Here is a 21,876-nt window from a genome sequence, read left to right on the forward strand (position 1 = left end):
CGGTCGTACCCGCCCGTGCCGCCCCGCCACGCGTGTCGGAAGGAGGCGCGTCGCGTGGGGTGAGCGCGGTGTCGCGCTGCTCCTCCGCAGTCGGATGGAGTGCCAGGAACGTTGACGCCGCGACTTCGACGGTGAGGGCTGTTGGCAGCGTTCGGATGCGGAAGGAGAAACCCTGGGCGGGTGGAGTGATCTGAAGCCCGCGGAAGCCGGCGTTGGTCTCGTTGACCAACTTCGTCTCGCTGGCGAGCATGCCAAGCCACAAGTGCTTCTGCGGCTGGTCAAGAAGTCGAGTTCCAGAGGGAATGAACGTACCGGCCGCTCGACTGACGATGCGACGCGAGAGGCAGCCCAGAAGAGCGTCATATCTCTGGGCGGGGGTTTCAGCCATCGCGATGGCACGGCCATGATGAAACACGGACATGGCAAAGCTCCTGTGTCAAGGGACGTGGGCAGGAAGCCATGGGCACGTCCGGGTGACCCCTCGCGTGACCTGCATGTGGTGTGAGATAGGAGAGCTACGTGCGTACTGCGCTTCTGGCCGCACAGCGTAGCAAGAGCGAAAGTGCCCGCGTACGCCGATCAATCCAACTCGGCTTTTGTAGTGGATATTTGACGATCCAACAGCCACGCTCCGCGCCGGGTCGTCAGATGTCCGCCCAATCTGAGTGCCGCGACGATGCAAACGGTGCGACTCGTTCCGCATGCGCGGTGACGGTGTCTGGCAGGTCCGGCCCCCAGACTGACGTCGATCGCTTAGTCCCCGGGCGGGCGCCCACTTCCACATGATCGACAGGGACACTCACATGGTCGGATGTCTACTCCAGGCGACCGCAGCGGCTGCGGAAAGGCCCGACCAACTGGAAGCGGGGAGCGTAACCACGCGCGGGAACAGGTCCGAGCCCGTGTTGAGCACGCCTCGCCCGCATGAAGACCTGGAAGGATCTCCGGGAGACGGTGTCCACGACGTCATGCGCGGTATCGCCCGACTGCACAACCTCGTTCTAGGTGGTTGAAGGCGCGGTCCGCCGCCTGACCAGTTCAGATGTGCCTGAAATGCGGGAGCATTGCGGGAGCGGACGCCCCTGGATGGGGTGCTCGTGGACTCCCTGATGCTGTCCGAGCTGGACGGGGCGTAGTCCCTGACCTGCACGGGAGCCCGCGAGCTGGATCATGACTCGCCCAGTTGGTGGAACACCGTTCGACTTTTAATCCGTTGGTTGTGGGTTCGAGTCCCACACGGCCTACCACCCGCGTCACCCTCGGAACCCTCGTTGACCTGCGTCAACGGGGGTTCTTCTGCTTCCGGGGCATGCTCGGCAGTGGAATCCGTCGGCGAGGTGGTCACCGAGTGGTCACACTCGTCGTCGGCAGGCGCAGGCTGGGCGGTCTGCCTGGCGCGCGGAACGAGGGCCGAGGCGCGGTCCGCAGCGTCCCGCCCGACGCCTCCCAGCAGATGCGAGTAGGTGTCCGACGTGATCGTGATCGTGGAGTGGCCGAGTCGCTTGGACACGATCGCCATGTCCACGCTGGCCGCGACCATGAGGGATGCCTGACCGTGGCGCAGGTCGTGCAGCCGCACCCGGCGCAGGCCCGCAGCTCGACCAGGGCGACGAATAGCTTCGTGACGTCGTCCGGGCGCAGCGGGTTCCCGTCCTCGCGAGCGAACAGCAGCCCGTGAGCCTGGTAAGCCACGCCCCAGGCCCTGCGCTCGTCGTCCTGGCGCAGCTTGTGCGAGAGCAGCGCGCCCACGTTGACCTCGTCCAGGTCGATGACGCGGTCCTCGCCGGACGCGGTCTTGGGCTTGCCGAACGACATCCCGAGGTGGCCGGCCTCGCAGTATGGGCACGCCGCGGGGGCCTGCTTGTTCTTCTTCCGCCCCGACTCCTGCACGACCTGCTGCCGTACGACGATGACCCGCCGGGCGAGGTCGACGTCATCCCAGCGCAGGCCGACCGCCTCGCCCCGGCGCAGGCCCGTACCGGCGATGACCTCGAAGAGGGCGCCGAGCCGGTGCGTGCCGATGGAGTCGAGGAACTGGCCCAGCTCCTCGGGCTCCCACGGCTTCACCTTGGGCCGCTGCGCCGTCGGGAGGTCGACGTCCTTGGCCGCGTTGAAGGTGACCAGGCGCCGCCGTACGGCCGTTGAGAGCGCGCTGCGCAGCGTCGCGTGGATGCGGCGGGTCGTGGCTGCCTTCCGCTTCCCGTTGTCGAGTGTGGTCAGCAGTTGGTCGACGTGCTGCGGGCGCAGGTCCCGCAAGCGCAGGCGGCCGAGCTGCGGCACGAGGTACTCATCGATGTGGCTGCGGTAGGCGCGCAGGGTCGACGGGCGCAGGCCCGCACGCTCCTTCAGCTCCAGCCACGTTCCGAGCCATGTGGCAATGGTCTGACCCTCGTCGTGGGTGTAGCTGCCGTTGTTGACGCGGCCGAGCAGCTCGGCGAGCTCCTTCTCGGCGTCGTCCGCCGTGCGGAATCCGCCCTTGCGGACCTGCTTGCGCTTCCCGTCGGGGCCGAAGCCGACGTCCGCGACGTAGTACCAAGCGCCGTGGTCCTTACGGCAGTTCTTCCGCCGGCCCTTGTCGTCGTACGTGGCCGGGCACTTGCAGCGCTTGTAGGTCGAACCCGTCACTCTTCGCCCCCTCCTCGGACGATCTGCCCGTCCGGCGTGAGCACGGGCAGGGCCTCGGGACGGTCGAGGACACCAAGGGCCTTCAGCTCCTCGGCCCAGTCGGGCGTGAAGGCCGGCACGCGGATGCCCGCGCGCATCATGCCGTTGAGCACCTCTGCGAGCTTTCGCAAGGCGTCAAGGCGCCTCGCGTTGGCCGCCTGGTACTCCTCGCTGTCCTCGCCGTAGCCGCGCCGCGCAAAGTTCAGCTCACGCTTCGCCTCGCGCAGGGCGTCGGCGGCAGCCTGCTCCTGTTGGTATATCTGCAACGGGTAGGAAGCCGCTCGCCAGGCGTCGGTGACGTCGTCGTACTTGCCGATCGACCCGCCAGCCTCGGCGATACGCCCATCTGCACAGAGGACGCCAGGCGACTCGAAGCCAGCGGCCCACTTCCACCCCCAGTGGGGGGCATCTGGTTGGCCTTCGGCGGCAGCGGATATCAGATCCGTAGGACTGGCGATCTTTCGACGCGCCCGCCAGCCGTTATCGCCGCCGGCGGGGTGTTTCTGCCCGCAGAGGTCTGCCACCCCCTGTGGCTGGCTCTGCGCGCCCAACTCGCCCGGCACCGCGCGGACGGCGGACAAGTCCGGCCCGGAGTCGCCGCCGCGCTTGACGCGTTGCGCGCCGCCACCCTGGACCACCTGTCCGCGAACGGACAGCATGAACGGACACCAGCGGACATCAGCGCACCCTCGACACGTCGCCTGGTCACCACCGAGGAACTATCCGGCCGCCTCGGGGTGACCGGGCGGCACGTCCGACGCCTGGCTGCGCAGCACGGCGTCACAGCCGCCGCACGCGGCCTGTGGCACCCGGACGACGCCGAGCACCTCGCCCGCCTACGGAAGGACCGCTGATGGCCCCCGAGCCGATGCCCATGCAGGACCAGGACCCCGACGTCACTGCCGCCCGCGAGGCGCACGCCGAGTACCTCACGGCAGCGCAGGAAGCCCGGTCGTCGTACCGCCTCTCCGACCCCGCGAGGGCCGAGGCTGTCGATGCCGCGTACACCGCGTACCTGGAAGCCCTTCAGGGTGCGTGGGACCGGCTCCAAGCCCGTCGCCGTAAGCGTCTCGAATGGCTGGAGACCCAGGTACCCACCGGGCCCGGCATCCCCGCCTACACATCCCCGGCCGACCGCGCGGTCCTCATGGCTGCCTTCCGGGCCGCGTACGACAAGGCCACGGACACCGACCGCATGGGCCGCATCCGTCTGCTCCAGGAAGCAGAGCGGTTCGACGACGACGCCGCCCGCCGCGGCGCGCTGACCGCGATCGTCGACTTCTCCGAGATGCACACGATCCGCGACTGGGTGAACGAGCACCTGACCACCGCCCGGTACCTCGACGAGGTGGCGAGCCTGCGCGAAGCGATCGCCGGCCGGTCGACGAGGCCGGATCACCGGCTCGCGGTGCAGGCGATGCGCCCTGTACGCGCCCCGGACGAAGTCCGGCAGCCGCCGCAGCTCCAGCGCCTGCGGGAAGCGGCAGAGGCGCAGCGCCAGGCCCTGTCGCAGTCACGCGCGCGTTCCCGCTTCTGACCCTCGGTCTGTTGACTGAGGAGGAGAAGACCGCAGCGGCCGGCCCCTCGCTGGAGAGACTGCGCGGCAGACACAGCAGCGCCCGGCGCCCTCCCGAGGGTCCGGGCGCAGTGCTGTGCGCCGTGGCTCTACTGTCCGGCCATGAGCGACAGACCCGCACGGACCACCCTGATAGCTGGCCTCGCTGGGGGCCTGTTGGGATCGGCCCTCACTATGCCGGTGCCTTCTTCCTGCTCCCCGCAGACGGCGAGCGCGGCCCGGCAGGACCCCGCGGAGAAGTAGGACCCGCCGGGCCCCCCTGGAGTGGCTGCACAGACGCTCACAGAGGACGACGTACGCGCTCTCGTCCCCGACCTGGGCGGGACATACGTCATACAGGGCTCGCTCCGATGCCCGCAGGGCAGTCTGCCCAGCCGCACACTGAAGATCCCCGATGGAGAATTCACCATTGGAGAGACATTGACGCTGTGCTACTACCGTCCGACCTGGCCGTGAGACTCCTGAGGACACAGCCTCGCTGACGGGCCTCAGCGCAGGTCCAGCACCATCGCGTCGTACACAGGGGCCTCCTCCCACGGATGGGACTGTCCTACCTGCCGGTACCCCCACGACGCGTACGCCGATTGCGCCGGCGCCGCCTCCGGCTCCGGCCGCATCGTCAGCGTCACCCGCTCCACCGCCAGACCATCGAGAAGCCGCTCATGCAGCCCGGCCGCGATGCCTCGACGGCGCCAAGGCTTGCGAACAGCCAGCTCGATGATGACGAACGTCCGCTCCCCACTCTCGCGCGTGAACTCGTCCGGCATCGGCTCCAGCAGGTTGTCCCACCACCCCGTGTCCTCGGGCAGGCGGTAGCCGAAGGTGAACCCGACCACCTCGCCGCCGTCACGGGCGAGCACCAGGCGGAAGCCAGGGCGCTGCGTCTGGAGCTGGTAGCGGTCGATGAACTCGGCGACGTCCCGCGGGCCCTCGCAGTACGGAGGCTCGACGTACACCTCCTCATACGTGGGGAGGAACGCGTCGAGCTGCTCGGCCGCCTCCGGCCCCTCGTACCGCTCGTACGTCACCTCGGCCATCAGCCGTCTCCCTTCTGCTGGGCGTACTCCGTCAGTTCCTCGCCCGCCTGGCGAGCGCTCGCCGCGTCCGCCGAGGCGAGTAGGTCGCGTACCTCGGCCAGGCGGCGCGTGACGCGCCCGGACTCGACCTCTTCAAGGTGCTCCAGGCTGCCGACAGCCTCGGCCGCGCTCTCGTCGACCTCCCCGGCCTGCACCAGGCCACGAGCCAGCGTGAGCCGGTACAGGGCCCGGTTGCGGCCGTACGTACGGTCCTGGTGGGCGAGAGCCGCGCGCAGGAATGGCACCGCGGCCGTGTGGTGGCCCGCCTCGGTATAGAGCAAGCCCTGCGCATAGTCGAGCTCAGCGTGCCCGTGGAATGCGGCCCACTCTGGTGCCGGGCGCCCGCGATCCCCGCGGTCGACCATGCGCATCGAGTCCGCGAGCCGCTTCCGTGCGCTGCTTTGGTCGCGCATCAGCGTCAGCGCCCGCGCCTCGCGCGAGGCGATCAGCGAGAGCAGCACGGGCGAGCCGAGGCTTACGGCGCGCTGGTGGGCAGCGCGGGCGAGGTCGTAGCCGTCGCGCGGCCGACCCTCGTAGCTGGCCTGCATGCTGAGGCTGGCGAGCACCAGGATTTCGAGGCCCGCGTCCCGCAGCATCGTCGCGGTGGTCAGCGCCTCGCCCCAGTAGCGGCGCGCGGTGTCCTGGTCGTCGGCGTCGTAGTACAGCCATGCGCATTGCTCGGCCGTCTCCCCGGCGAGCAGCTGGAGTTGGCGGCCGATGGTGTCCGGGTAGCTGCCGGTGTTGATGACGCGGCGGACGCGGCGCAGGTGTCGTACGGCGAGTGAGCGGACGTCACCGCCGCCGTAGGCGTCATCGAGGGTGTAGAGGGAACGCAGGCCCTCGCTTAGCTCAAGGATGTGGGCGGTGCCGACTGCATCGGATGAGCCCACGGCCAGACTCGCGGCAGCGCCGAGGGAGTCGGCGACGAACGCGCGGCGGTCCACGTTCACCTCCTCCATGGTGCTGGGTGACGCCTCCACCGTCGCACTCGGCTCCGGCCCGGGAAAGCCCAGATCGAGGGGGCTCACGCCGAACATCGCATGCAGCACACGCCAGGCACGCGGGCGCGGCCGGGGTGGACCAGCCTGCCGCCAACGCCGGAACTGGCGGTCCGTAACGGCCACCTCTTCCCCGACGAGCACGGCCGTCGACTCGAAGGCACGCAGGAACGCGGCCGGATGATCCCAGCCCCGTGCCGCGCACTCGCGCGCGAACGGTGTTGGTGTCTCGTCCACTTCGCACCCCCGGTGTGCCCGCTCGTACTGACCGTAGCGGGCGCGCCGGGAGCGAAAGTCCGCGTGGGGTCGGAAAGTCCGCCGGAACGTCCGCGGGGAGGTCCGGTCAGCGGTACCGCGCGGGGGTTGGCTCAGGGGGTGAGCAGGAGAGCCGAGGGGAGCCGAACGTGAGCACCGTACGGAAAACGACGATGGACCCGCCGATTCACCTCCCTTTGCCGGGGGCGGACCCCAAGCCCGCGGCCGGGTGTGGGGTGTGCGCAGCGCTGGAGCGGCAGCGCAGCGAGGCCCGCCGGGCCCGGAACTACTCGCTCGCCACGGACTACAACGTAGAAATCCGCAACCACCCCCACGCCCGCGGCGGCCGGGCATGAGCAGCACCAGAGGGCAGACGACGCGGCCCGTCGACACGGAGGCGATGCGCGCCGACGCGCGGCGCCTCCTCGGGCCGGACGCGCAGCTGCCCACCCACGACGAGGTGCACGACGTCACCCTTCAGCTGCGCGGGCACGTCATGCTGCTCATCCCCGAGGTGCTCCGCTGCGCGGACCGTCTGCCGAGCGATGACGTTCCGCGAGCCTGCGCGCTCGCAGGCATCAACGAGGCGCGGCGGCGCCTGAATGCGTCGCCAGGCATGGGCCTGCCTGCGGCCATCGCGCATGCCCAGCGGCTCGCCCGCTCCGTCAACGCGCTGCTGGACCACCTGGCGAACCTGAAGCGACAAGATCTCCTCATGGACCCAGCAATCACAGCCGCACTTGTCACCACCCCCACCGCCGCAGCCGCATACGCCGCCGGGCGCGCCCAAGCACGAGCCGTGCGCCGTGGGCCAGTTGACGCGATTCGCCGGCAGCACCAGCGCGACGCGTACGCCGCGCTCACCCGAGCGGCATGGACCTACCTCGGTGACGCTGGCAGTGTGACGCACCTGGTGCAGGTGGTACACAGAGCCCGCCTCAAAGACCACGAACTGAGCCCGGCCACCCGATACCGGCTGGGGGATCTCTGCCTCAGTTCGAACCCCATAACCAAGGACGACCTCGCCGACGCTTTGGCCCCCGCCGCCCTTCCGCCGGCCATCGACCACGCCTTGAAGTGGCTCGAAGAAGCCTCCCCGACCTGGCAGCAGGACATCCGCGACGCTGGCCGCCTCGATGATCTGGCGCGCGCTGAATCCGTGGTCGCGCTCGAAGGACCTGATCATCTCGCGGAACTCGCCGAGCAGCTCAGGCGCCGAGCTGTCGCCGTCCAACACCGCTGGGCCAAGACGGCGATCGGCCCCTTCCAGCCGCCCCGGCTCAACGAGACGGATCAGGAGGTTCCCTCAGATGAGCTCATCGCGCGGCTGAAGGAGGCTATCCAGGGGTTCACCCGCGCCGCCCGCGTCTACCTCAACAGCCACTAGCGAGCGGCCCCATGCCTTCGAGGTAGCGGGCTGAGACGCTTGTCGGGCCTCCTTGTTCAGTCCGCAACCAAATGGAGAGGGCGAGCTGGGCTGGCCGTTTTCAGGGATCCAGGTCGCTCCCGCGCTGCGTGCCCGCGGCATCCATGTGGCCCGTACGTCTAGCAGTAACAAGAACGGCAAGGTATGGGCCGTCACCTACTCCCCGATGACATGACCGGTCTCCGGACGTCAGAGGTCAGGTCTCGAAGACGTTCGCTGCCAGGGCATCGCCGTCACCCGCCGGGGTCCTGAGTTCCTCTCATGCCCCCGGTCCGCTTCTGAGGGGCGGTAGAGGCGATGGGCCACATCGCGGAGGCGGCGGGGAAGGTGCAGGTGGCTTTCCGCCGGAGCCAGGCACCCCGTTCAGTGCGGTGGCGGTGCCGGGTCCAGGGCGTTGCCGACGGTACAGCCACCCTCTCCGGGCATCCGCTGGATCCGGGGCGGCACCCACACCTCGGTGGCGCCGGGGACCACGCGGGCAAGAAGGCAGTCCTGCGGGTCGAAGCCATTGCCCTTTACCGACAGGAGAACGCCGACCCGGCCGCCGTCCGCCTTCACCTCGGTACGGATCGCCGGATCCAGGTCCAGGACGGCGAGCGTACGGCGCACCGCGGCCTCGTCCACCCGGCCGCCCTCCGGCACCCGGGGAAGTCTCGCGCGGAGCTCCTTGTACGGCAGCCGGGGCGGCTCTGGTGGCGGGGCGAAGGTCAGCGGAGGGCCGTCCGGGCAGTCCACGTCACGGGGATCCTCACGCCACTCCGACTCGGGCGACACCCGCACCGCGAAACAGCGCCGCACGACGACCTCCTCAGCATCGCGCCATCTGTTGTACGCCGAGCCGGACGTGCGGACGACCACGTCGACGCCGTCCCCGTCGTGTGTCGACGTACCGGTCACCCGCAGTACCTCCACCCCGTCGATGCCGGAAGCGGAGCGCCCGACCTCCTCCGCCGTGCGCGGACGCTGGCCGTAGAGCCGCTCGCCCGCCTTTCTGGCCACCTCCCGTGCGACGTCCGTCGCCTCGTCCTCGGAGGACTGCACCACCGCGCAGCCAGCGGTGAACAGCAACAGCGGGGCGAGCAGCAGCAGTCGGCGCATGCGTCCACCTTTCCGGCGCCGCGCGCGGCGGGCAGCCGCTCGCGTACTCAGACCGGCGTAGGTGATCGTACTCAGCCGGTGCGGCGACCAGACACGGGCGCACCCCGTGAGGTTCCGGCGGCGGGCGTGTACGGCTCGATCTCGATCCTCATCCGCGGGTCGGCGAGGCCGCAGACCATCATCCCGGCAGGTGACGATGCCCAGCGGTATGGCCGCGAGCTGATCGGCCTGTACAACGTGCTGGAGAACTACACTGCGCTGTCGCGCATGGGCTGACCCCGATCATGGAGGTGAATACTGGGCACATGCGGAAGTGGTCGTTGATCGCCGTGGGTGTGAACCTACTGATGGGAATCCCGGGAGTCATTCCGGTGTGGCTGCTGTGGTACTTCGCCGCCAACTGGCCGCTCGCGGAGATTGGCTGGACTCAGCGGAGTCCGACGGAGAACGACGGCATGCTCCCCTGGATGTTGATCGCAGTACCGGTGCTGGGTCTGTTCGCTCTGCTCTGGTGGCTTGCCAACCAGGCCATGCGGCGAAGGACAACGCTGAACCCTCGACTGTACTGGCCGATAAGTCTCCTGGTGCCCCTGGTGCCCTCGTTCACGCTCGTGATCGTTCTATGAGAAAGGCCCTGCGGTGTCTGGGGGACGCGCGGGGGACGACAGGGGACGCGCCCCGCATCGCGATGCGTCCCCCGTACAGCCGTGAGCTTTCCCGCGAGAACGGCACACCACCCGTCGAGGAGGACGCTGGGGACGATCCCGGCCCCCTTCCTCTCTGTTCAGCTCAGGAGAGAAGGAAGAGAGGGAGAGAGGAAGGCGGAAGCAGCGTCCCCCACGTCCCCGCCGTCCTCGGGACAGGTGGTCAGCTCATGGCCTTCTCGATCGCCTCGAAGCTGTCGGCGTCGGTCTCCTGTTGCCAGGACGGCAGTTCGGGCCAGTCGGCCACGTAGCCGGGCTTGGGGTCCTCGAAGTGCTTGTACATCTGGGCTGTCCAGCATGTGGCGACGAAGCGGCTCTTCTGCTCTCGGGACAGCCGACCGGTGTTGCCGCCGCTGATCTCGATGAACTGGCGGACCTGCTCGTAGACGGCGCCCGCGGCCTCGCGCTCCCACTGCGGTGTGTCGTCCCACGGGGTGACGTAGCCGGCCTTCGGCTCGCCGGGGAAGTGCTGGTGCACTCCCCCGATCCAGGTTTCGCGGAACAGTCGTGCGCCCTCGGTCTGCGACATGCCTACCCCTCTCGTCACGGCATGGTCAGCGTGGAGATCTCCGCCCCCAGCTCCGCCACGCGGTGGTCCCGGCAACGGCTACCTCGCTCTGGGGGGATCGCGGCGCTGATCTGGCTGGCTCTGCTGGACTCGGATGCCGACATCTCGTCTTACCTTCTGATAGCCGCACTGGCTATTGCTCTGGTCCCCCTGCTGTGCGAGGTGAGCGTTGTCCTGTTCAATGCTCCAAAGCTTGTCGTGCCGCCCCACATGCGGTCCGACCTTGGCGTGATCACCGCACGCCGCGCGCGTCGGTCGGCTGGGCGGCAGGAGCGGCCGCGTCGCTGATGCCGGGCACCGGTCAAGCGGCGGGTTCTGCCGCGCATGCATGATGGTGCCTGTCGGCAGAAACGGGGGTGTTCAGTGGAAGCAACCACGGCCCGTGGTTTGGCCCGTGCACGTGTGGGATCGGGCTTGGCGGTGACGGTTCTTCTGCTACCGTTCGGCGGCTACGGACTGGCGCGGGCGGGGGCGGTCTCCGAAGGCACACCGCTCGTGCTCGGCTTGCTATCCGGAATCGTCGGATTCGTCCTTCTCCCCGCACTGTGCGAGGAGAAGGCCCCGTTCCGGCGCTCGTCGTCGTGTCTGACCGCGCACACCCTGACCGGGGAACGGTCTGTCGACCTGAACCGGATCACCACGGTCCGGTTGCTGACGACCTTCTCGTACGGTCGCCCATACCGGACCCTGGTGGTGCGCGACGCTTGTGGTGTGCGCCTGGGCATCGCAACCGAGAGAAGTCGCCGGAAATTGCGCCGAGCGATCGAGAAGGCGGACGCGAACGCGGCGCGGGGTGTCCCCGGGCCCCGGGTGAGCCGTGCGGCCCGGGTAGAGTTGGGCCTTGACCCGGGGCGTGGGCTCGCCGTCCACACTGTTCTCTGCTTTCTGCTCTTGGCGGTGTCCGTGAGCCTGTACGTGATTGTTGTGCTCCGACTCGGCGGGCAGTGAGCCCTTCCCGGTAATGCCTCACGATGTTGCGTGTGACCGCCAACGAGATCCGTCGCCTGCTCGACGCAGTCGTCCTGAACCTCCAGCCCGTTGACGTCCTGGACTGGCTCCTCTGGCGTCGACACCGCCAAGGGTAACCGGCAAGATGTTATCGGTAACAGCTCAACAGGTGATCGCGAAGTGCGGCTGGGGTATCAACGGCCCCAAGAGAAAACAGCCTGAACGCGCAGGTCAGCGGACCTCCATGTGAGCCCGATGTGAGCCCGGACGCCCTCGGGCCAGTTGGTACTGCCCGACACCCGGGATGTGCGGCACCGCCTCTGGCCTGCTCGAACGGCACAGCCCGGCATGGTCCGTCGATCGCCGTCACTCGTTGTCCTCGACTTTTAATCCGTTGGTTGTGGGTTCGAGTCCCACACGGCCTACTCGCTCAGCACCTGGTCAGGCACTGTCCGGCCGGGTGCTGATCTCGTTTGGGGTCGGGCATACCGGGCGCGTGCTCAACCGATGCTCAACCGAAGCGCTGACGATCAAGTCCATTCGCCCCTGGCCCAGACATGAAGAAGCCCCGGCCTGCCGACGGGGACGGCGGGCCGGGGCGGTCCGAGAAGGTGTTACGCGAGGGTGAGGGGCCCGAGTTGGCGTGGGCGATGCCGATCGCCACGCAGTTGCTGTGGTTGTGGCCGCAGTAGTCGCACCGGTTCATCGCTTTGCCTCTCGGTCGATTTCGCCCCACACGCTGTCGCCGGCCTCGGTGCGGCTGTGCCCGTAGCGGCCGGCGCCGCCGAGGGCGGTGAGGATGGTCGAGCGGGTGACGGGGCTGAGCTCGTCGGGGAGGTCGACCTCGATGCGGACGCCGGCCTGTGTCTCCGTGATGCGCGGCTCGCTGCTGGTCGCGGCCGCGAGCATGCCCGAGAGGGCGACGGCATGCGGAGGCACAGTGGGCACAGCTCTCCCCTGGTGATCAGTCCATCACGTTTCGTGATGCTGAGTATTCAGCTTCAACCTGATGGGTTAGCTTTGTCAATGTCGACGTACAACCCCCGGAGCTGCGCATATGCCACGCGAAACGCCTTACCTACAGGTGGCCGACGCTCTGCGTGACCGCATCAAGTCCGGTGAGTGGTCCGTCGGCGAGAAGCTCCCGAGCCGAGCGCGCTTCGCCGAGGAGTACGGAGTCGGACAGTCCGTGGCGCAGCGGGCCATGGAGCGGCTCATCATCGAAGGCCTACTCGAAGGCCGCGCCGGATCCGGCACCTACGTCCGTCGGCCGCGCGAGCGTCTGCGCATGGTGCGTTCACGCCACCGTGAGCGGCGCGGCGGCAGCCCCTTCCGCGCGGACATGAGGGAGCAGGGCAGGGCTGGGAGTTGGGAGTCGCGGAGTGAGGCGCGCACTCCAGCGCCAGAGCGCATCGCGGAGCGGCTGGCGATCACGCCAGGCGACCCGTGCGTCCGCACCGCCTACGAGTTCCTTGCCGATGGCCAGCCGGTCCAACTGTCGGAGTCATGGGAGCCGATGGCGATTACGGACGGCACGCCGATCGTGCTTCCGGAGATGGGCCCGCACGCGGGCGCTGGTGTGGTCGAGCGGATGCGGTCCATCGGCGTCATCATCGAGACCGCCGTCGAGGTCCCGCGCCCGGCGCGCGCCACGCAGGAGCAGGCGAACCTCCTGGGCATCTCTGTCGGCGACTTGATCACCGAGATTGAGCGGACGTACTACGACACCGAGGGGCGGCCGGTGGAAACCGCAGACATCACCGTCGCCGATGTTCGGTGGGAGATCGCCTACGAGATCGGCATCGAGCGGCCAGGCGCCTGACCCCGGACGCGCGAAACCGGCCACTCGCTCGACCGTGATGGTCGGGCGAGGGGGCGCGTCGTGCTCAGGGGTACTGGCGGTGCTGGGGAACGAGGCCCGCGGACAGTAGCCCGCGACGCTCGGTTGGTTCGGGGGCGGGTGTGCCGTCGCGGCGGCAGACGAGCGCGTCGGGGTCGCTGGACGGGGGTCGGATGCCGTCCCCGTCGGGGCACTGGCCGTCACGGCCGGTCTTTTCCGGCGGGGTCCCGCGTCGCGTCGTGGTCCGGCGGGTCCTGGCTCTTCTCGGAGCCCGGGCGGCGGTCCGTGAGGTCCGGACCCGATCTGGGCTGCGGGCGCGGCCGACGCGCAGTGGCAGTGTTGGGTGGTCTGCCCTCGTCGGCGTTCCAGGGCAATGCCCCTACGCTTCTGCAGGCGATACGACAAGAGTCAGGGCAACCAGGGGGACGGGGCGGCATGAGCACCGACAAGCAAGGGCCGTACGGGTCGCCGCCGAGCTCAACCGCCTCTGCAGCGCTCGGCCCCGGTTCGGAGCCCTCCCCACCTGCATGCCCCACACCCAATGGGCCGACCGGTTCGGCTGCGGGCCGTCGCCGCCGTCTGCTGGGCGCTGTTGCTCTGGTGGCCGCCGGGACGCTCCTCGGCGCGGGTGTCGTCGCCTGGCAGACGGATGCGCTTCCCCTTGTCGGCTCCCCCTGCTGGGACTCCGTGACGGACCAGGACCTCGACGAACTCCTCGGCGGCTGGGAGACCGAGGACGCGGAGATACGGCCGGCGTGGTCCCGCACGTCGGATGTGCCGCTGCACGGCAGCTGCCGCATCACGAGCGACGACGGAGGCACCCCGGGCCGCCAGATCGATGTCCGGGTCCACAGACTCGACGGCTTGGAGAAGGGCAACATCCCCTGGGCCGAGGAGTTCCTGTCGTCCCGGCTGACTCCTATGGGCGACGGGCTGCTGGGTATGGCCTCGGACACCCGCGCCTGGGTGGCGGTCCCGGACAACTGCTCCAAGTCCGGGATGTTCTCGGGCCCGGCGGTCGTGGATGTCGCCATGGGCGACGACGAGATCCGGAACACCCAGGACGCAGACAGAAACGCCACGTTCCACAAGGCCCTCGCCCGGACCGCCGTCCATGTCGCGAACGCCACCATGGCGGAACTCGGGTGCTCAGGCTCACTCCCCGAGCCTGGCACGTTGACCGCCGTACCGGACTTCCAGGCGATGCGCGCCGATGGCGAGCTGTGCGGGCTCGAGGGACTGCGTCTGCCCGAACCGTACACGGAGTCGGACGTCCGCATACGGACCTCGGCCGGAGAGAACAGCCCCGTCCGCACCTGCGACATCGTTGCGGGGGACACCGTTCGCCCGCAGCTGCGGCTCCAGACGATTCAGGAGCAAGTTCTCACCGGCGCTGTGGAAACGGCCGCCATCCACAGCGGCCCGTCCATGAGGACCGGCGCATCCGAACGAGCAGGCTCCTACTCCCCGACCGTCGCCGCGCTGCGGGCCGAGTGCCCGAAGGGCGATGTCGTCTTCATCGCGCAGGAGCGAAGGGCTTTCCGCGACTACACCTTCATCCGCGAAGTCTTCCCCGCGTATGTGGCCGCGGAGGCGAAGCGACTCGGCTGCGGCCCGCTGGAGATCCAGATCCCGGAGTGACCTCCGCGCCCCCGGCCGAGGCGGCCGGATCCCGGCGTACCTCCGGCGAAGGGCGGTGCGCCGGGTACAGCCCCGGCCCCCTGTCAAGCCGCAGCCGCCGACTCATCGGCGAACCCGCCCCGGCCGAGATCAGCTGCTCCACTCCGTGGGACGCCGTCCACGTGGAGACTCCGATGAGCGCTCCGTTTGGCCAGGCGTTTCCGGACCGGTGGGCTGTCCGGCGGAGGTCCCGGCAGGACCCTGCCGGGACGTTCTGAGTTTGTTGGTCGTGGGTTCGAGTCCGACAGGGACGTCTCCATGCGCCCGGCCGGATCCCGGGTCCGCTGAGTCCCGCTCCCGGGGGACGCCCGTGAGCGCCCCCGCCGGCTCGCCCGCGTCCCGTCGGTGTCCGTCGGCGGGACACCTGGACGAGGTGATCGGCGCCGCGGGCGTGCGGGGTGGTCCGGGGAGGGGGAAAACTGGAGGTATGGCTAGCAAGGCACGCCTCGAGGGCGGGCCGGACGATCTGCGGGGGCAGGTCGTGCCGATCACCCCTCCGGGGCAGGAGCTGAAGATCCCGCATCGCGGCGGCTACGAGCATTTCAAGGCCACGACCCGCCACGAGGACGCCCCCGAGGGGCGGCTGACCGTCTACGAGTGGTGGGAACGCACCGAGGTCGCGGAGTAACCGCAGGTCGGCGGGCTGGAAAGAACCGGGGCGGACGGGTCTGCCGCCCCGGAAAGGGGGCCCTGTATGCGTGGTTGCTCACGGTTTCGCCACACGTTCGGCGGCCGTGCCTGCGGGAAATGGAGTTGATCTTGTTCCGTATGGCGTAAGGTGGTGTTCACCGACGCGGGGTGGAGCAGCTCGGTAGCTCGCTGGGCTCATAACCCAGAGGTCGCAGGTTCAAATCCTGTCCCCGCTACTGAAGGCCGAGGGCCCGGAACCACATGGTTCCGGGCCCTCGGTGCGTCTCCCTTCCGGGTACGCCGATGCCCGTTCCCCGGCCCGGTCCTCTTCGGCTTGACCTTTACGCAACGTCAAGATCTAGCGTTTCGGGCATGGAGTGGTCCATCCAGGAAATCGCCAGGAAGGCCGGCACGACGAGCCGCACGCTTCGTCACTACGGGGAGCTCGGCCTCCTCGTACCGAGCCGGATCGGCAGCAACGGCTACCGCTACTACGACCAGGAAGCCCTGGTCCGGTTGCAGCGCATCCTGCTGCTGCGGGAGCTGGGCCTCGGCCTGCCCGCCATCGCGCAGGCCCTGGAAGGCCAGCGGGACACGGCCACCGCACTGCGCACGCACCTTCGGCTGCTGGAGCAGGAGCGGGAGCGCATCGGGCGGCAGATCGCCTCGGTGCGGACCACTCTCGACCGGACCGAGAAAGGGGAGGAACTGATGGCGGAAGAGGTCTTCGACGGCTTCGACCACACCCGCTACGAGGAGGAGGTGACCGCACGCTGGGGCCGCGAGGCGTACCAGAAGGGCGACCGCTGGTGGCGCTCGCTGAGCGCGCAGGAGAAGCGGGACTTCCAGGACCGCCAGGTCGCGATCGCACGTGACTTCGGGCAGGCTCTGAGGGACGGGCTCGCGCCGGACAGCGACCAGGTCCAGGACATCGCCCGGCGGCACTGCGAGTGGCTGTCGGTGACGGCCACCCCCACCAGGTCGTACGTGAACGGGCTGGGCGAGATGTACGTCGCCGACCCGCGCTTCACGGCCAACTACGACCGGCACGGTCAGGGCACCGCGGTCTTCGTCCGGGACGCCCTGAAGGTCTACGCGGAGCGCCGTCTCGGCGACGACCGGTAACCGAGTCGGCGGTCACCCGGCCGGGCGACCGGTCGCCCGGTGCGGCGCGGCCATCAGGAGGGCCCCTGGTGACCGTCGCGCGCGACGCCGCGGGGCTCTCGGCCGGTTGGCCGATGGCGACTCGTGGTGCGGCGCGGCGGCCGCCAGCCTGGATGGGGCGCGGTACCGTCCGCGACCCCGGGACGGACGCGGCGGGAGACCACTGGTGCGGCATCGACAACGCGGCGAGGGGCAGCGGGGGAACGGTGGCCGTCGCTTCGTCGCGGTACTCCCGTGGCTGCTGATCGTGGGCGGGGTCTTCTACGACCTGGGAACGCCGGACACCTTCACCGCGGCCCCTCTCTTCACGGCCGCGCCGCTGATCGCCGCACCCTTCTTCTCGATGCTCTACACACTGGCCACCGGGGTGGCGGCCTGCGCGGCGGTGACCGGCATGCACGTCTACAGCGAGAGGCTCCAGGGGATCCCTGCCGTCACCGAGTCGCTGACCGTGTTCACGGTCTCCGTACTGGCCCTCTTCATCAACCGGATCGTGCGGCGCAGCGGTGAGCGCCTGGCGTCGGCCCGCGTCGTCGCGGAGGCCGCGCAGCGGGCCGTGCTGCCCACGCCGGACGAGCGGATCGACGGCCTTCAGATCGCCGCCCGGTACGAGGCGGCCGAGCAGGACGCGTTCATCGGCGGGGACCTGTACGCCGCGCAGAAGACCCCGTACGGGGTGCGGCTGATCGTGGGCGACGTGCAGGGGAAGGGTCTGGGCGTGGTCGGGACGGTCGCCTTGGTGCTGGGCGCCTTCCGGGAGGCCGCCGAGCAGGAGGACTCGCTGGCGGGGGTGGCGCAGCGGCTGGAGCGGGCGCTCGCACGGGAGGGCGCGTGGGAATCCGGGTTCGGCGCCGTCGAGGGCTTCACCACCGCCGTGCTCGCCGAGATCCCGCGTGACGGCGATCGGATCAGGATCGTCAACCGGGGGCACCCTCCGCCGCTGCTGCTCGGGGCGGACGGCGCGCTGGTCGTGCTGGATCCGCCCGAGCGGGCGCTGCCCCTGGGGATCGGCCTCGGGGCCTGGCCGGACCGGACGTCCGAGACCCCCTATCCGCCCGGTGGCACGCTCCTCCTCTACACCGACGGCCTGTCCGAGGCACGGGACGCGCACGGCGTCATGTACGACCCGCGCCGGCGGCTGGGCGGCCGGGCCTTCTCCGGCCCGGAGGAACTGCTGGACGCGGTCGTCGCCGATGTGCGAAGGCACACGGGAGGGGCGGCGACGGACGACATGGCGCTGCTCGCGGTCACCCGGGGGGAGGGGCGGAGGCCGCCACGGCGCGGGATGGCGCCGGTCCCGCCGTGAGGGGCGGGGCGCCTCGCCACTTGGCGGTTCGGTGCCGGTGAGGCATGTGGGGCGTGAGGGCTGCCTGAGAAGCGCAATGCCACGGAACGTGATCGGAGGGGAGCCCTCCGCATAACAACTGACGAACCATCAGAAGCTTTGGGTCGAATGAAGGTCCATCAACTTGTCCGTTTCGGGGATGTTGTTGCAGGTAAGTCCCGGCCAACATCCTTAATGATCAGTCGGAACGCCTTGGAATCCGGGCTCGGTCTCTATTAACGTTCGATAACGCAGCGCGGTCGTCCCAGTCGTCGCCAGAGACGGCACCGTGCGCACGCGCCGAATCCCGCAAGGGAACCGGGGAACCAACTATTGGGGTGAATCGGGCACTTCGCGGTGCCCGTAGGAGACCTTCCTGCTCCGAACCCGTCAGCTAACCCGGTAGGCGAGAAGGAAGGAAAGGAGAACGCCTCCGTGGCGTCCAACGAGCCTGCCCTCCAGGAGCCCCCCACTGCGCAGTGGGTCCCCAGCGACCAGTGGGCTCCCGCCCCCGGGGCGGAGGAGTGGAACCCGACCGAGGAATCGGTCCGTCCCGTCCGTGGCAGGCACCGCGTCGTCAAGCAACGCAACGCGCTCGCACGGAGCTCCACCGTCCTCGGTGTCGGTGTCATCGCCGCGGTCGGTGCGGGTGGTATGGCCACCGCCCAGGACAAGCCCGCGGTCTCCATTTCCCTGCCCGACGTCATCGCGGACAAACTCCCCGACGCCGAATCGCTGCCCGGTGTCGGCTCCTTGATGTCGGACGACTCCGGCGACGAGGCAGTCGCGGACGGACCGCTCACCACGGCCGACATCACCGTCCAGGGTGGTGACGCGGGCGAGGCCCTGCGCGCCCGGATCCTCCAGCAGGCCGAGCAGCAGCAGGCCAAGGCCGAGGCTGAGGCCCGGGCGGCTGCCGAGCAGGCCGCCGTGGAGCAGGCCGCCGCCGAGGCGAAGCGGCAGGCGACCGAGGCCGCCGAAGCGGCCGCCGAGGCCGAGCGCAAGGCCGCGGAGGCCGAGCGCAAGGCCGCGGAGGAGGCCGCCCGCAAGGCGGAGGCCGAGCGCCTCGCCAAGCTCGCCGCGAGTTATTCGCTGCCGACCTCGTCGTACACGCTGACCTCCACCTACGGGCAGGCCGGATCCATGTGGTCCTCCGGCTACCACACGGGTCTCGACTTCGCCGCACCGACGGGCACCCCCGTCAAGGCCGTGCACGGCGGCACCATCAAGTCGGCAGGCTGGTCCGGTTCGTACGGCTACCGCATCGTGCTGGAGCTCGAGGACGGCACCGAGGTCTGGTACAGCCACCTGTCGTCGATGACCGTCGGCGTGGGGCAGAAGGTCTCCACCTCCGAGACCATCGGCCGCGTCGGCGCCACCGGCAACGTCACCGGCCCGCACCTCCACCTCGAGGTGCACACCCCGGGTGGCGACGGGGTCGACCCCGCCGCGTGGCTGCGGGACAAGGGCCTCTCCGTCTGATCCATCGGCACGGAGCCGCGCGCTGCGGTAGCCGTTGGCCCGGAGCCCCGTGCTCCGGCCCATCCTTGTGGAGCCTCGTGCTCCGGCCGACGACGGCCCGGTGACGTCCCACCGACGTCCACCGGGCCGTCGGCTGTGCATGCCCGGCTGCGCCTGCCGGCATCCATGCACCGCCGGCGTTCCCGCAGGCCCCGGGCGCCCGCCGGGGTGGCGTCAGCCGCGGTAGGGGTTGAAGCCGCTGTAGTCCAGATGGGGAGGGGGCTGCCAGGCGCGGCCCGTCGCGCGGGCGGCGTACGTCAGAGCCGGGCCCGCGAGATCCCGGCGCTGCCACAGATGGTGCAGCAGCTCCTGCTCCCGGGCGGCGAAGTCCGGCCCGGCCGTGCCCCGCTCGGCCCGGTGGCGGAGGAAGGCCAGGGAGGTGGCGAACACCTCGTACTCGGAGACGGCACGCGCGGCGGCGGCGCCGTGGGTGCGGCCCGCCAGATCGCGGGCCATCGTGCGGGCCTTCATCGAGGACAGGGCCAGCGGCTCGGTGGGCGCCAGCCAGCCGGCCGCGGCATAGGCCGGCAGTTCCGCCGCGACCGTGCGCAGCTCACGCTGCCGGGTCCACACCGCCAGCCAGGTCAGCAGACCGAAGGCGGGCACCATGAACGCCGCGTACACCGCGTAGAAACCCAGAGGGCCGAAGATGCCCGAGCCGTTCCACAGGGCGTGCATGCCCATGGAGAGGAGCAGGCCGAGTACGGGCAGTGCGACCCTGCGGACCGTCCGGTCCCGCGCGGTGGCGGCCGCCAGCCCGAAACCGATGCCCGTGAGCACCGTGAACAGCGGGTGCGCGAACGGAGACATCACGATCCGTACGAAGAAGGTGGCGGCCGTGACGGAGGCGAAGCCGGAGGTCCCGAACTCCTGGTCCTCGCCGAAGGCGTTGCCGAGATAGAGGATGTTCTCGGTGAACGCGAAGCCCGTCGCCGTGAAACCGGCGATCACGACACCGTCGACGAGGCCGGTGAAGTCCCGTCTCCGGAAGAGGAACAACAGAAGCACCGCGGCCGCCTTGGCGGTCTCCTCGACCACGGGGGCGATGACGGTCGCACCGATCGTGTCCGCGTGCGTCGGATCGGCCGTGGCCGTGGCTATCCACTGGGTCGCGAACGAGTTGGCGATGATCGCGACGAGGGCGGCCGCGCAGGCCCCCCAGGCGAAGGCGAAGACGAGGTTCCGCCAGGGCCCCGGCTCCACCCGGTCCAGCCAGCGGAACGCCCCCATCAGCAGGGGCACCGGCAGTACGGCGAGACCGAGCCCGACGAGGAAGCCCTCGGTGCCGGTCTGCTCGCGCACCAGCGCGAGGATCACCAGGCCCGAGAGTGCCAGCAGGGTGATCAGCGCCCAGGCGCGCACGGCCTTGCTGCGCCAGAAGTCGCGGCGCGGCTTGTAGCGCCAGCGGGCGCGCTCCGGTACGGCGTCGAACAGCGGCCGCTCGTCGCACGCCGGGACGGCGGGGCGGGCGGCCGGATGCGGCTGCGGGGACCAGTCGGACACCAGACGACCCTAACGAGCGGCACGGACAACGCGCGACGGCGTTGGTGCCGGTGGGTGCACCGCACCCACCGGAGTCAGGTCTCCCGGCGCCGGAAGAGGAGGTCGTGCACCACGTGCCCCTTGTCGAGGCCCTGGGCTTCGAAGCGGGTCAGCGGGCGGAAGGCGGGCCGGGGCGCGTAGCCGCCGGCGGCCTCGGTGTTCTCGAAGTCCGGATGGGCTCCGAGCACCTCGAGCATCTGCTCGGCGTACGGCTCCCAGTCCGTCGCGCAGTGCAGGACCGCGCCCGGCTTCATCCGGCTCGCCGCCAGGGTGAGGAACTCCGGCTGGATCAGCCGGCGCTTGTGGTGGCGCTTCTTGGGCCAGGGGTCGGGGAAGTACACCCGCAGGCCGTCGAGGGCGGCCGGGGGCAGCATCTCGCGGAGCAGGATGATCGCGTCGCCGTTTGCCACCCGCACATTGCTCAGGCCGGCCCGTTCCGCCAGCCCGAGCAGATTGCCCTGGCCGGGGGTGTGGACGTCCACGGCGAGGATGCCCGTGGCCGGGTCGGCCGCGGCCATCCGCGCGGTCGCCTCGCCCATGCCGAAGCCGATCTCCAGGACGACCGGCAGTCCGCCGAACATCTCGTCCAGACCGAGTGTGCGGAGCCCGTCGATGTCCAGCCCCCAGAGCGGCCAGAGGCGCCGCAGCGCGTCGGCCTGTCCGGCCGTCACCCGGCTCCGGCGCGGCTGGAAGCTGCGGATCCGCCGCTCGTGGTGCGAACCCGCGGGGTCGGCCGCGGGGCCGCCCGGGAACCGGGGCTCGCCCTTCGGCCGTGCGGCGGTGGCGGTACGAGGGGTGTCCCCGCGCGGACCCCCGGTGGTGACGTTCTCGAACTCAGACACAGACACAATGACCCGATTGT

22 protein-coding genes, 1 tRNA gene, 1 pseudogene and 1 riboswitch are annotated in these 21,876 nt (G+C 69.9%); of the genes and pseudogenes, 13 read left to right on the forward strand and 11 right to left on the reverse strand.

The window, feature by feature from the left end; all coding sequences use genetic code 11:
* Positions 1 to 1,168: 1,168 nt before the first annotated feature.
* The 3 genes and pseudogenes from FEF34_RS44265 to FEF34_RS20175 form a co-directional block, all read right to left on the reverse strand.
* The gene (locus tag FEF34_RS44265) at positions 1,169 to 1,846 is read right to left on the reverse strand and encodes a tyrosine-type recombinase/integrase (protein WP_407698352.1); all 678 of its coding nucleotides are present in this window, start codon (positions 1,844 to 1,846) and stop codon (positions 1,169 to 1,171) included.
* A 44-nt stretch (positions 1,847 to 1,890) separates the two neighbouring features.
* Positions 1,891 to 2,625, reverse strand: a pseudogene (locus FEF34_RS44270) (site-specific integrase); the annotation flags it as partial.
* Positions 2,622 to 3,323 carry a hypothetical protein gene (locus FEF34_RS20175; protein ID WP_138054414.1) on the reverse strand — a complete coding sequence of 234 codons (702 nt, stop codon included), beginning with the start codon at positions 3,321 to 3,323 and terminating at the stop codon, positions 2,622 to 2,624. The gene FEF34_RS20175 and the pseudogene FEF34_RS44270, both read right to left, overlap by 4 nt.
* A 194-nt stretch (positions 3,324 to 3,517) precedes the next feature.
* Between FEF34_RS20175 and FEF34_RS20180 the strand changes: the two genes are divergently transcribed.
* A complete protein-coding gene (locus FEF34_RS20180; RefSeq protein WP_138054415.1) occupies positions 3,518 to 4,201 on the forward strand; it encodes a hypothetical protein in 684 nt (227 codons plus the stop codon).
* A gap of 527 nt (positions 4,202 to 4,728) precedes the next feature.
* Here FEF34_RS20180 and FEF34_RS20185 read toward each other — a convergent pair.
* Positions 4,729 to 5,277: a GNAT family N-acetyltransferase gene (locus FEF34_RS20185; RefSeq protein ID WP_138054416.1), complete on the reverse strand. Its 549-nt coding sequence runs from the start codon at positions 5,275 to 5,277 to the stop codon at positions 4,729 to 4,731.
* On the reverse strand, positions 5,277 to 6,353 hold the full coding sequence (locus FEF34_RS20190; protein WP_234043111.1) for a hypothetical protein: 1,077 nt from the start codon (positions 6,351 to 6,353) through the stop codon (positions 5,277 to 5,279). The genes FEF34_RS20185 and FEF34_RS20190 overlap by 1 nt, the downstream gene beginning before the upstream one ends.
* Before the next feature lie 365 nt (positions 6,354 to 6,718).
* Here FEF34_RS20190 and FEF34_RS20195 point away from each other — a divergent pair, with 365 nt between their 5' ends.
* Together FEF34_RS20195 and FEF34_RS42075 are read left to right on the forward strand one after the other, a co-directional pair.
* Positions 6,719 to 6,925: a hypothetical protein gene (locus tag FEF34_RS20195; protein ID WP_234042470.1), complete on the forward strand. Its 207-nt coding sequence runs from the start codon at positions 6,719 to 6,721 to the stop codon at positions 6,923 to 6,925.
* Complete coding sequence (locus FEF34_RS42075; RefSeq protein WP_199800684.1) at positions 6,922 to 7,956, forward strand: DUF6415 family natural product biosynthesis protein; 1,035 nt, start codon at positions 6,922 to 6,924, stop codon at positions 7,954 to 7,956. The genes FEF34_RS20195 and FEF34_RS42075 overlap by 4 nt, the downstream gene beginning before the upstream one ends.
* A 402-nt stretch (positions 7,957 to 8,358) precedes the next feature.
* Here FEF34_RS42075 and FEF34_RS20205 read toward each other — a convergent pair whose 3' ends face one another.
* Positions 8,359 to 9,093: a translation initiation factor IF-2 gene (locus tag FEF34_RS20205; RefSeq protein ID WP_138054418.1), complete on the reverse strand. Its 735-nt coding sequence runs from the start codon at positions 9,091 to 9,093 to the stop codon at positions 8,359 to 8,361.
* Between the two features lie 126 nt (positions 9,094 to 9,219).
* Here FEF34_RS20205 and FEF34_RS41350 point away from each other — a divergent pair, with 126 nt between their 5' ends.
* Together FEF34_RS41350 and FEF34_RS20210 are read left to right on the forward strand one after the other, a co-directional pair.
* On the forward strand, positions 9,220 to 9,369 hold the full coding sequence (locus FEF34_RS41350; protein ID WP_171053023.1) for a hypothetical protein: 150 nt from the start codon (positions 9,220 to 9,222) through the stop codon (positions 9,367 to 9,369).
* Positions 9,370 to 9,377: 8 nt separating this feature from the next.
* Positions 9,378 to 9,719, forward strand: coding sequence for a hypothetical protein (locus tag FEF34_RS20210; RefSeq protein ID WP_138054419.1), 342 nt, complete (start codon positions 9,378 to 9,380; stop codon positions 9,717 to 9,719).
* 241 nt (positions 9,720 to 9,960) lie between these two features.
* Here the strand turns inward: FEF34_RS20210 and FEF34_RS20215 are convergent, their stop codons facing one another.
* The gene (locus FEF34_RS20215) at positions 9,961 to 10,326 is read right to left on the reverse strand and encodes a hypothetical protein (RefSeq protein WP_138054420.1); all 366 of its coding nucleotides are present in this window, start codon (positions 10,324 to 10,326) and stop codon (positions 9,961 to 9,963) included.
* Between the two features lie 14 nt (positions 10,327 to 10,340).
* A complete protein-coding gene (locus FEF34_RS43710) occupies positions 10,341 to 10,469 on the reverse strand; it encodes a hypothetical protein (protein ID WP_267905241.1) in 129 nt (42 codons plus the stop codon).
* Between the two features lie 316 nt (positions 10,470 to 10,785).
* On the opposite strand from FEF34_RS43710, the gene FEF34_RS20220 reads away from it, so the two are divergent.
* A complete protein-coding gene (locus FEF34_RS20220; protein ID WP_234043114.1) occupies positions 10,786 to 11,313 on the forward strand; it encodes an HAD family hydrolase in 528 nt (175 codons plus the stop codon).
* A gap of 702 nt (positions 11,314 to 12,015) precedes the next feature.
* On the opposite strand, the gene FEF34_RS20225 is transcribed toward FEF34_RS20220, so the two are convergent.
* Positions 12,016 to 12,261: a hypothetical protein gene (locus FEF34_RS20225; protein WP_138054422.1), complete on the reverse strand. Its 246-nt coding sequence runs from the start codon at positions 12,259 to 12,261 to the stop codon at positions 12,016 to 12,018.
* Between the two features lie 109 nt (positions 12,262 to 12,370).
* On the opposite strand from FEF34_RS20225, the gene FEF34_RS20230 reads away from it, so the two are divergent.
* The 7 genes from FEF34_RS20230 to FEF34_RS20265 all read left to right on the forward strand — a co-directional run bounded on the left by FEF34_RS20230 (position 12,371) and on the right by FEF34_RS20265 (position 19,433).
* Complete coding sequence (locus tag FEF34_RS20230) at positions 12,371 to 13,135, forward strand: GntR family transcriptional regulator (RefSeq protein WP_138054423.1); 765 nt, start codon at positions 12,371 to 12,373, stop codon at positions 13,133 to 13,135.
* 618 nt (positions 13,136 to 13,753) lie between these two features.
* Positions 13,754 to 14,794 (forward strand): hypothetical protein, encoded by a 1,041-nt coding sequence (locus FEF34_RS20240; protein ID WP_138054424.1) that lies wholly within the window; start codon positions 13,754 to 13,756, stop codon positions 14,792 to 14,794.
* 466 nt (positions 14,795 to 15,260) lie between these two features.
* The gene (locus FEF34_RS20245) at positions 15,261 to 15,461 is read left to right on the forward strand and encodes a DUF5988 family protein (protein WP_138054425.1); all 201 of its coding nucleotides are present in this window, start codon (positions 15,261 to 15,263) and stop codon (positions 15,459 to 15,461) included.
* Positions 15,462 to 15,625: 164 nt separating this feature from the next.
* A tRNA-Met gene (locus tag FEF34_RS20250) sits at positions 15,626 to 15,699 on the forward strand.
* 136 nt (positions 15,700 to 15,835) lie between these two features.
* Positions 15,836 to 16,588: a MerR family transcriptional regulator gene (locus tag FEF34_RS20255; RefSeq protein WP_138054426.1), complete on the forward strand. Its 753-nt coding sequence runs from the start codon at positions 15,836 to 15,838 to the stop codon at positions 16,586 to 16,588.
* A gap of 205 nt (positions 16,589 to 16,793) precedes the next feature.
* Positions 16,794 to 17,933 carry a PP2C family protein-serine/threonine phosphatase gene (locus FEF34_RS20260; protein ID WP_138054427.1) on the forward strand — a complete coding sequence of 380 codons (1,140 nt, stop codon included), beginning with the start codon at positions 16,794 to 16,796 and terminating at the stop codon, positions 17,931 to 17,933.
* 306 nt (positions 17,934 to 18,239) lie between these two features.
* A riboswitch (cyclic di-AMP (ydaO/yuaA leader) is annotated at positions 18,240 to 18,375 on the forward strand.
* 11 nt (positions 18,376 to 18,386) lie between these two features.
* Positions 18,387 to 19,433 (forward strand): M23 family metallopeptidase, encoded by a 1,047-nt coding sequence (locus FEF34_RS20265; protein WP_138054428.1) that lies wholly within the window; start codon positions 18,387 to 18,389, stop codon positions 19,431 to 19,433.
* Between the two features lie 213 nt (positions 19,434 to 19,646).
* Here the strand turns inward: FEF34_RS20265 and FEF34_RS20270 are convergent, their stop codons facing one another.
* Both FEF34_RS20270 and trmB read right to left on the reverse strand, forming a co-directional pair.
* Positions 19,647 to 20,975, reverse strand: a complete 1,329-nt coding sequence (locus FEF34_RS20270) for a PrsW family intramembrane metalloprotease (RefSeq protein WP_138054429.1) — start codon at positions 20,973 to 20,975, stop codon at positions 19,647 to 19,649.
* 74 nt (positions 20,976 to 21,049) lie between these two features.
* On the reverse strand, positions 21,050 to 21,856 hold the full coding sequence (gene trmB / locus FEF34_RS20275; protein ID WP_407698353.1) for a tRNA (guanosine(46)-N7)-methyltransferase TrmB: 807 nt from the start codon (positions 21,854 to 21,856) through the stop codon (positions 21,050 to 21,052).
* Between the last annotated feature and the right edge of the window lie 20 nt (positions 21,857 to 21,876).

This window comes from Streptomyces marianii (assembly GCF_005795905.1).
In the GTDB taxonomy this organism is placed as follows: Bacteria; Actinomycetota; Actinomycetes; order Streptomycetales; family Streptomycetaceae; genus Streptomyces; species Streptomyces marianii.

Coding starts and splice junctions, on each gene's coding strand:
- FEF34_RS20180 (WP_138054415.1), top strand. CDS start 3,518: ATGGCCCCCGAGCCGATGCCCATGCAGGACCAGGACCCCGACGTCACT.
- FEF34_RS20245 (WP_138054425.1), top strand. CDS start 15,261: ATGGCTAGCAAGGCACGCCTCGAGGGCGGGCCGGACGATCTGCGGGGG.
- FEF34_RS20185 (WP_138054416.1), bottom strand. CDS start 5,277: ATGGCCGAGGTGACGTACGAGCGGTACGAGGGGCCGGAGGCGGCCGAG.
- FEF34_RS20175 (WP_138054414.1), bottom strand. CDS start 3,323: ATGCTGTCCGTTCGCGGACAGGTGGTCCAGGGTGGCGGCGCGCAACGC.
- FEF34_RS20255 (WP_138054426.1), top strand. CDS start 15,836: ATGGAGTGGTCCATCCAGGAAATCGCCAGGAAGGCCGGCACGACGAGC.
- FEF34_RS20210 (WP_138054419.1), top strand. CDS start 9,378: ATGGAGGTGAATACTGGGCACATGCGGAAGTGGTCGTTGATCGCCGTG.
- FEF34_RS43710 (WP_267905241.1), bottom strand. CDS start 10,469: ATGTCGGCATCCGAGTCCAGCAGAGCCAGCCAGATCAGCGCCGCGATC.
- FEF34_RS42075 (WP_199800684.1), top strand. CDS start 6,922: ATGAGCAGCACCAGAGGGCAGACGACGCGGCCCGTCGACACGGAGGCG.
- FEF34_RS20230 (WP_138054423.1), top strand. CDS start 12,371: ATGCCACGCGAAACGCCTTACCTACAGGTGGCCGACGCTCTGCGTGAC.
- FEF34_RS20205 (WP_138054418.1), bottom strand. CDS start 9,093: ATGCGCCGACTGCTGCTGCTCGCCCCGCTGTTGCTGTTCACCGCTGGC.
- FEF34_RS20190 (WP_234043111.1), bottom strand. CDS start 6,353: ATGTTCGGCGTGAGCCCCCTCGATCTGGGCTTTCCCGGGCCGGAGCCG.
- FEF34_RS20215 (WP_138054420.1), bottom strand. CDS start 10,326: ATGTCGCAGACCGAGGGCGCACGACTGTTCCGCGAAACCTGGATCGGG.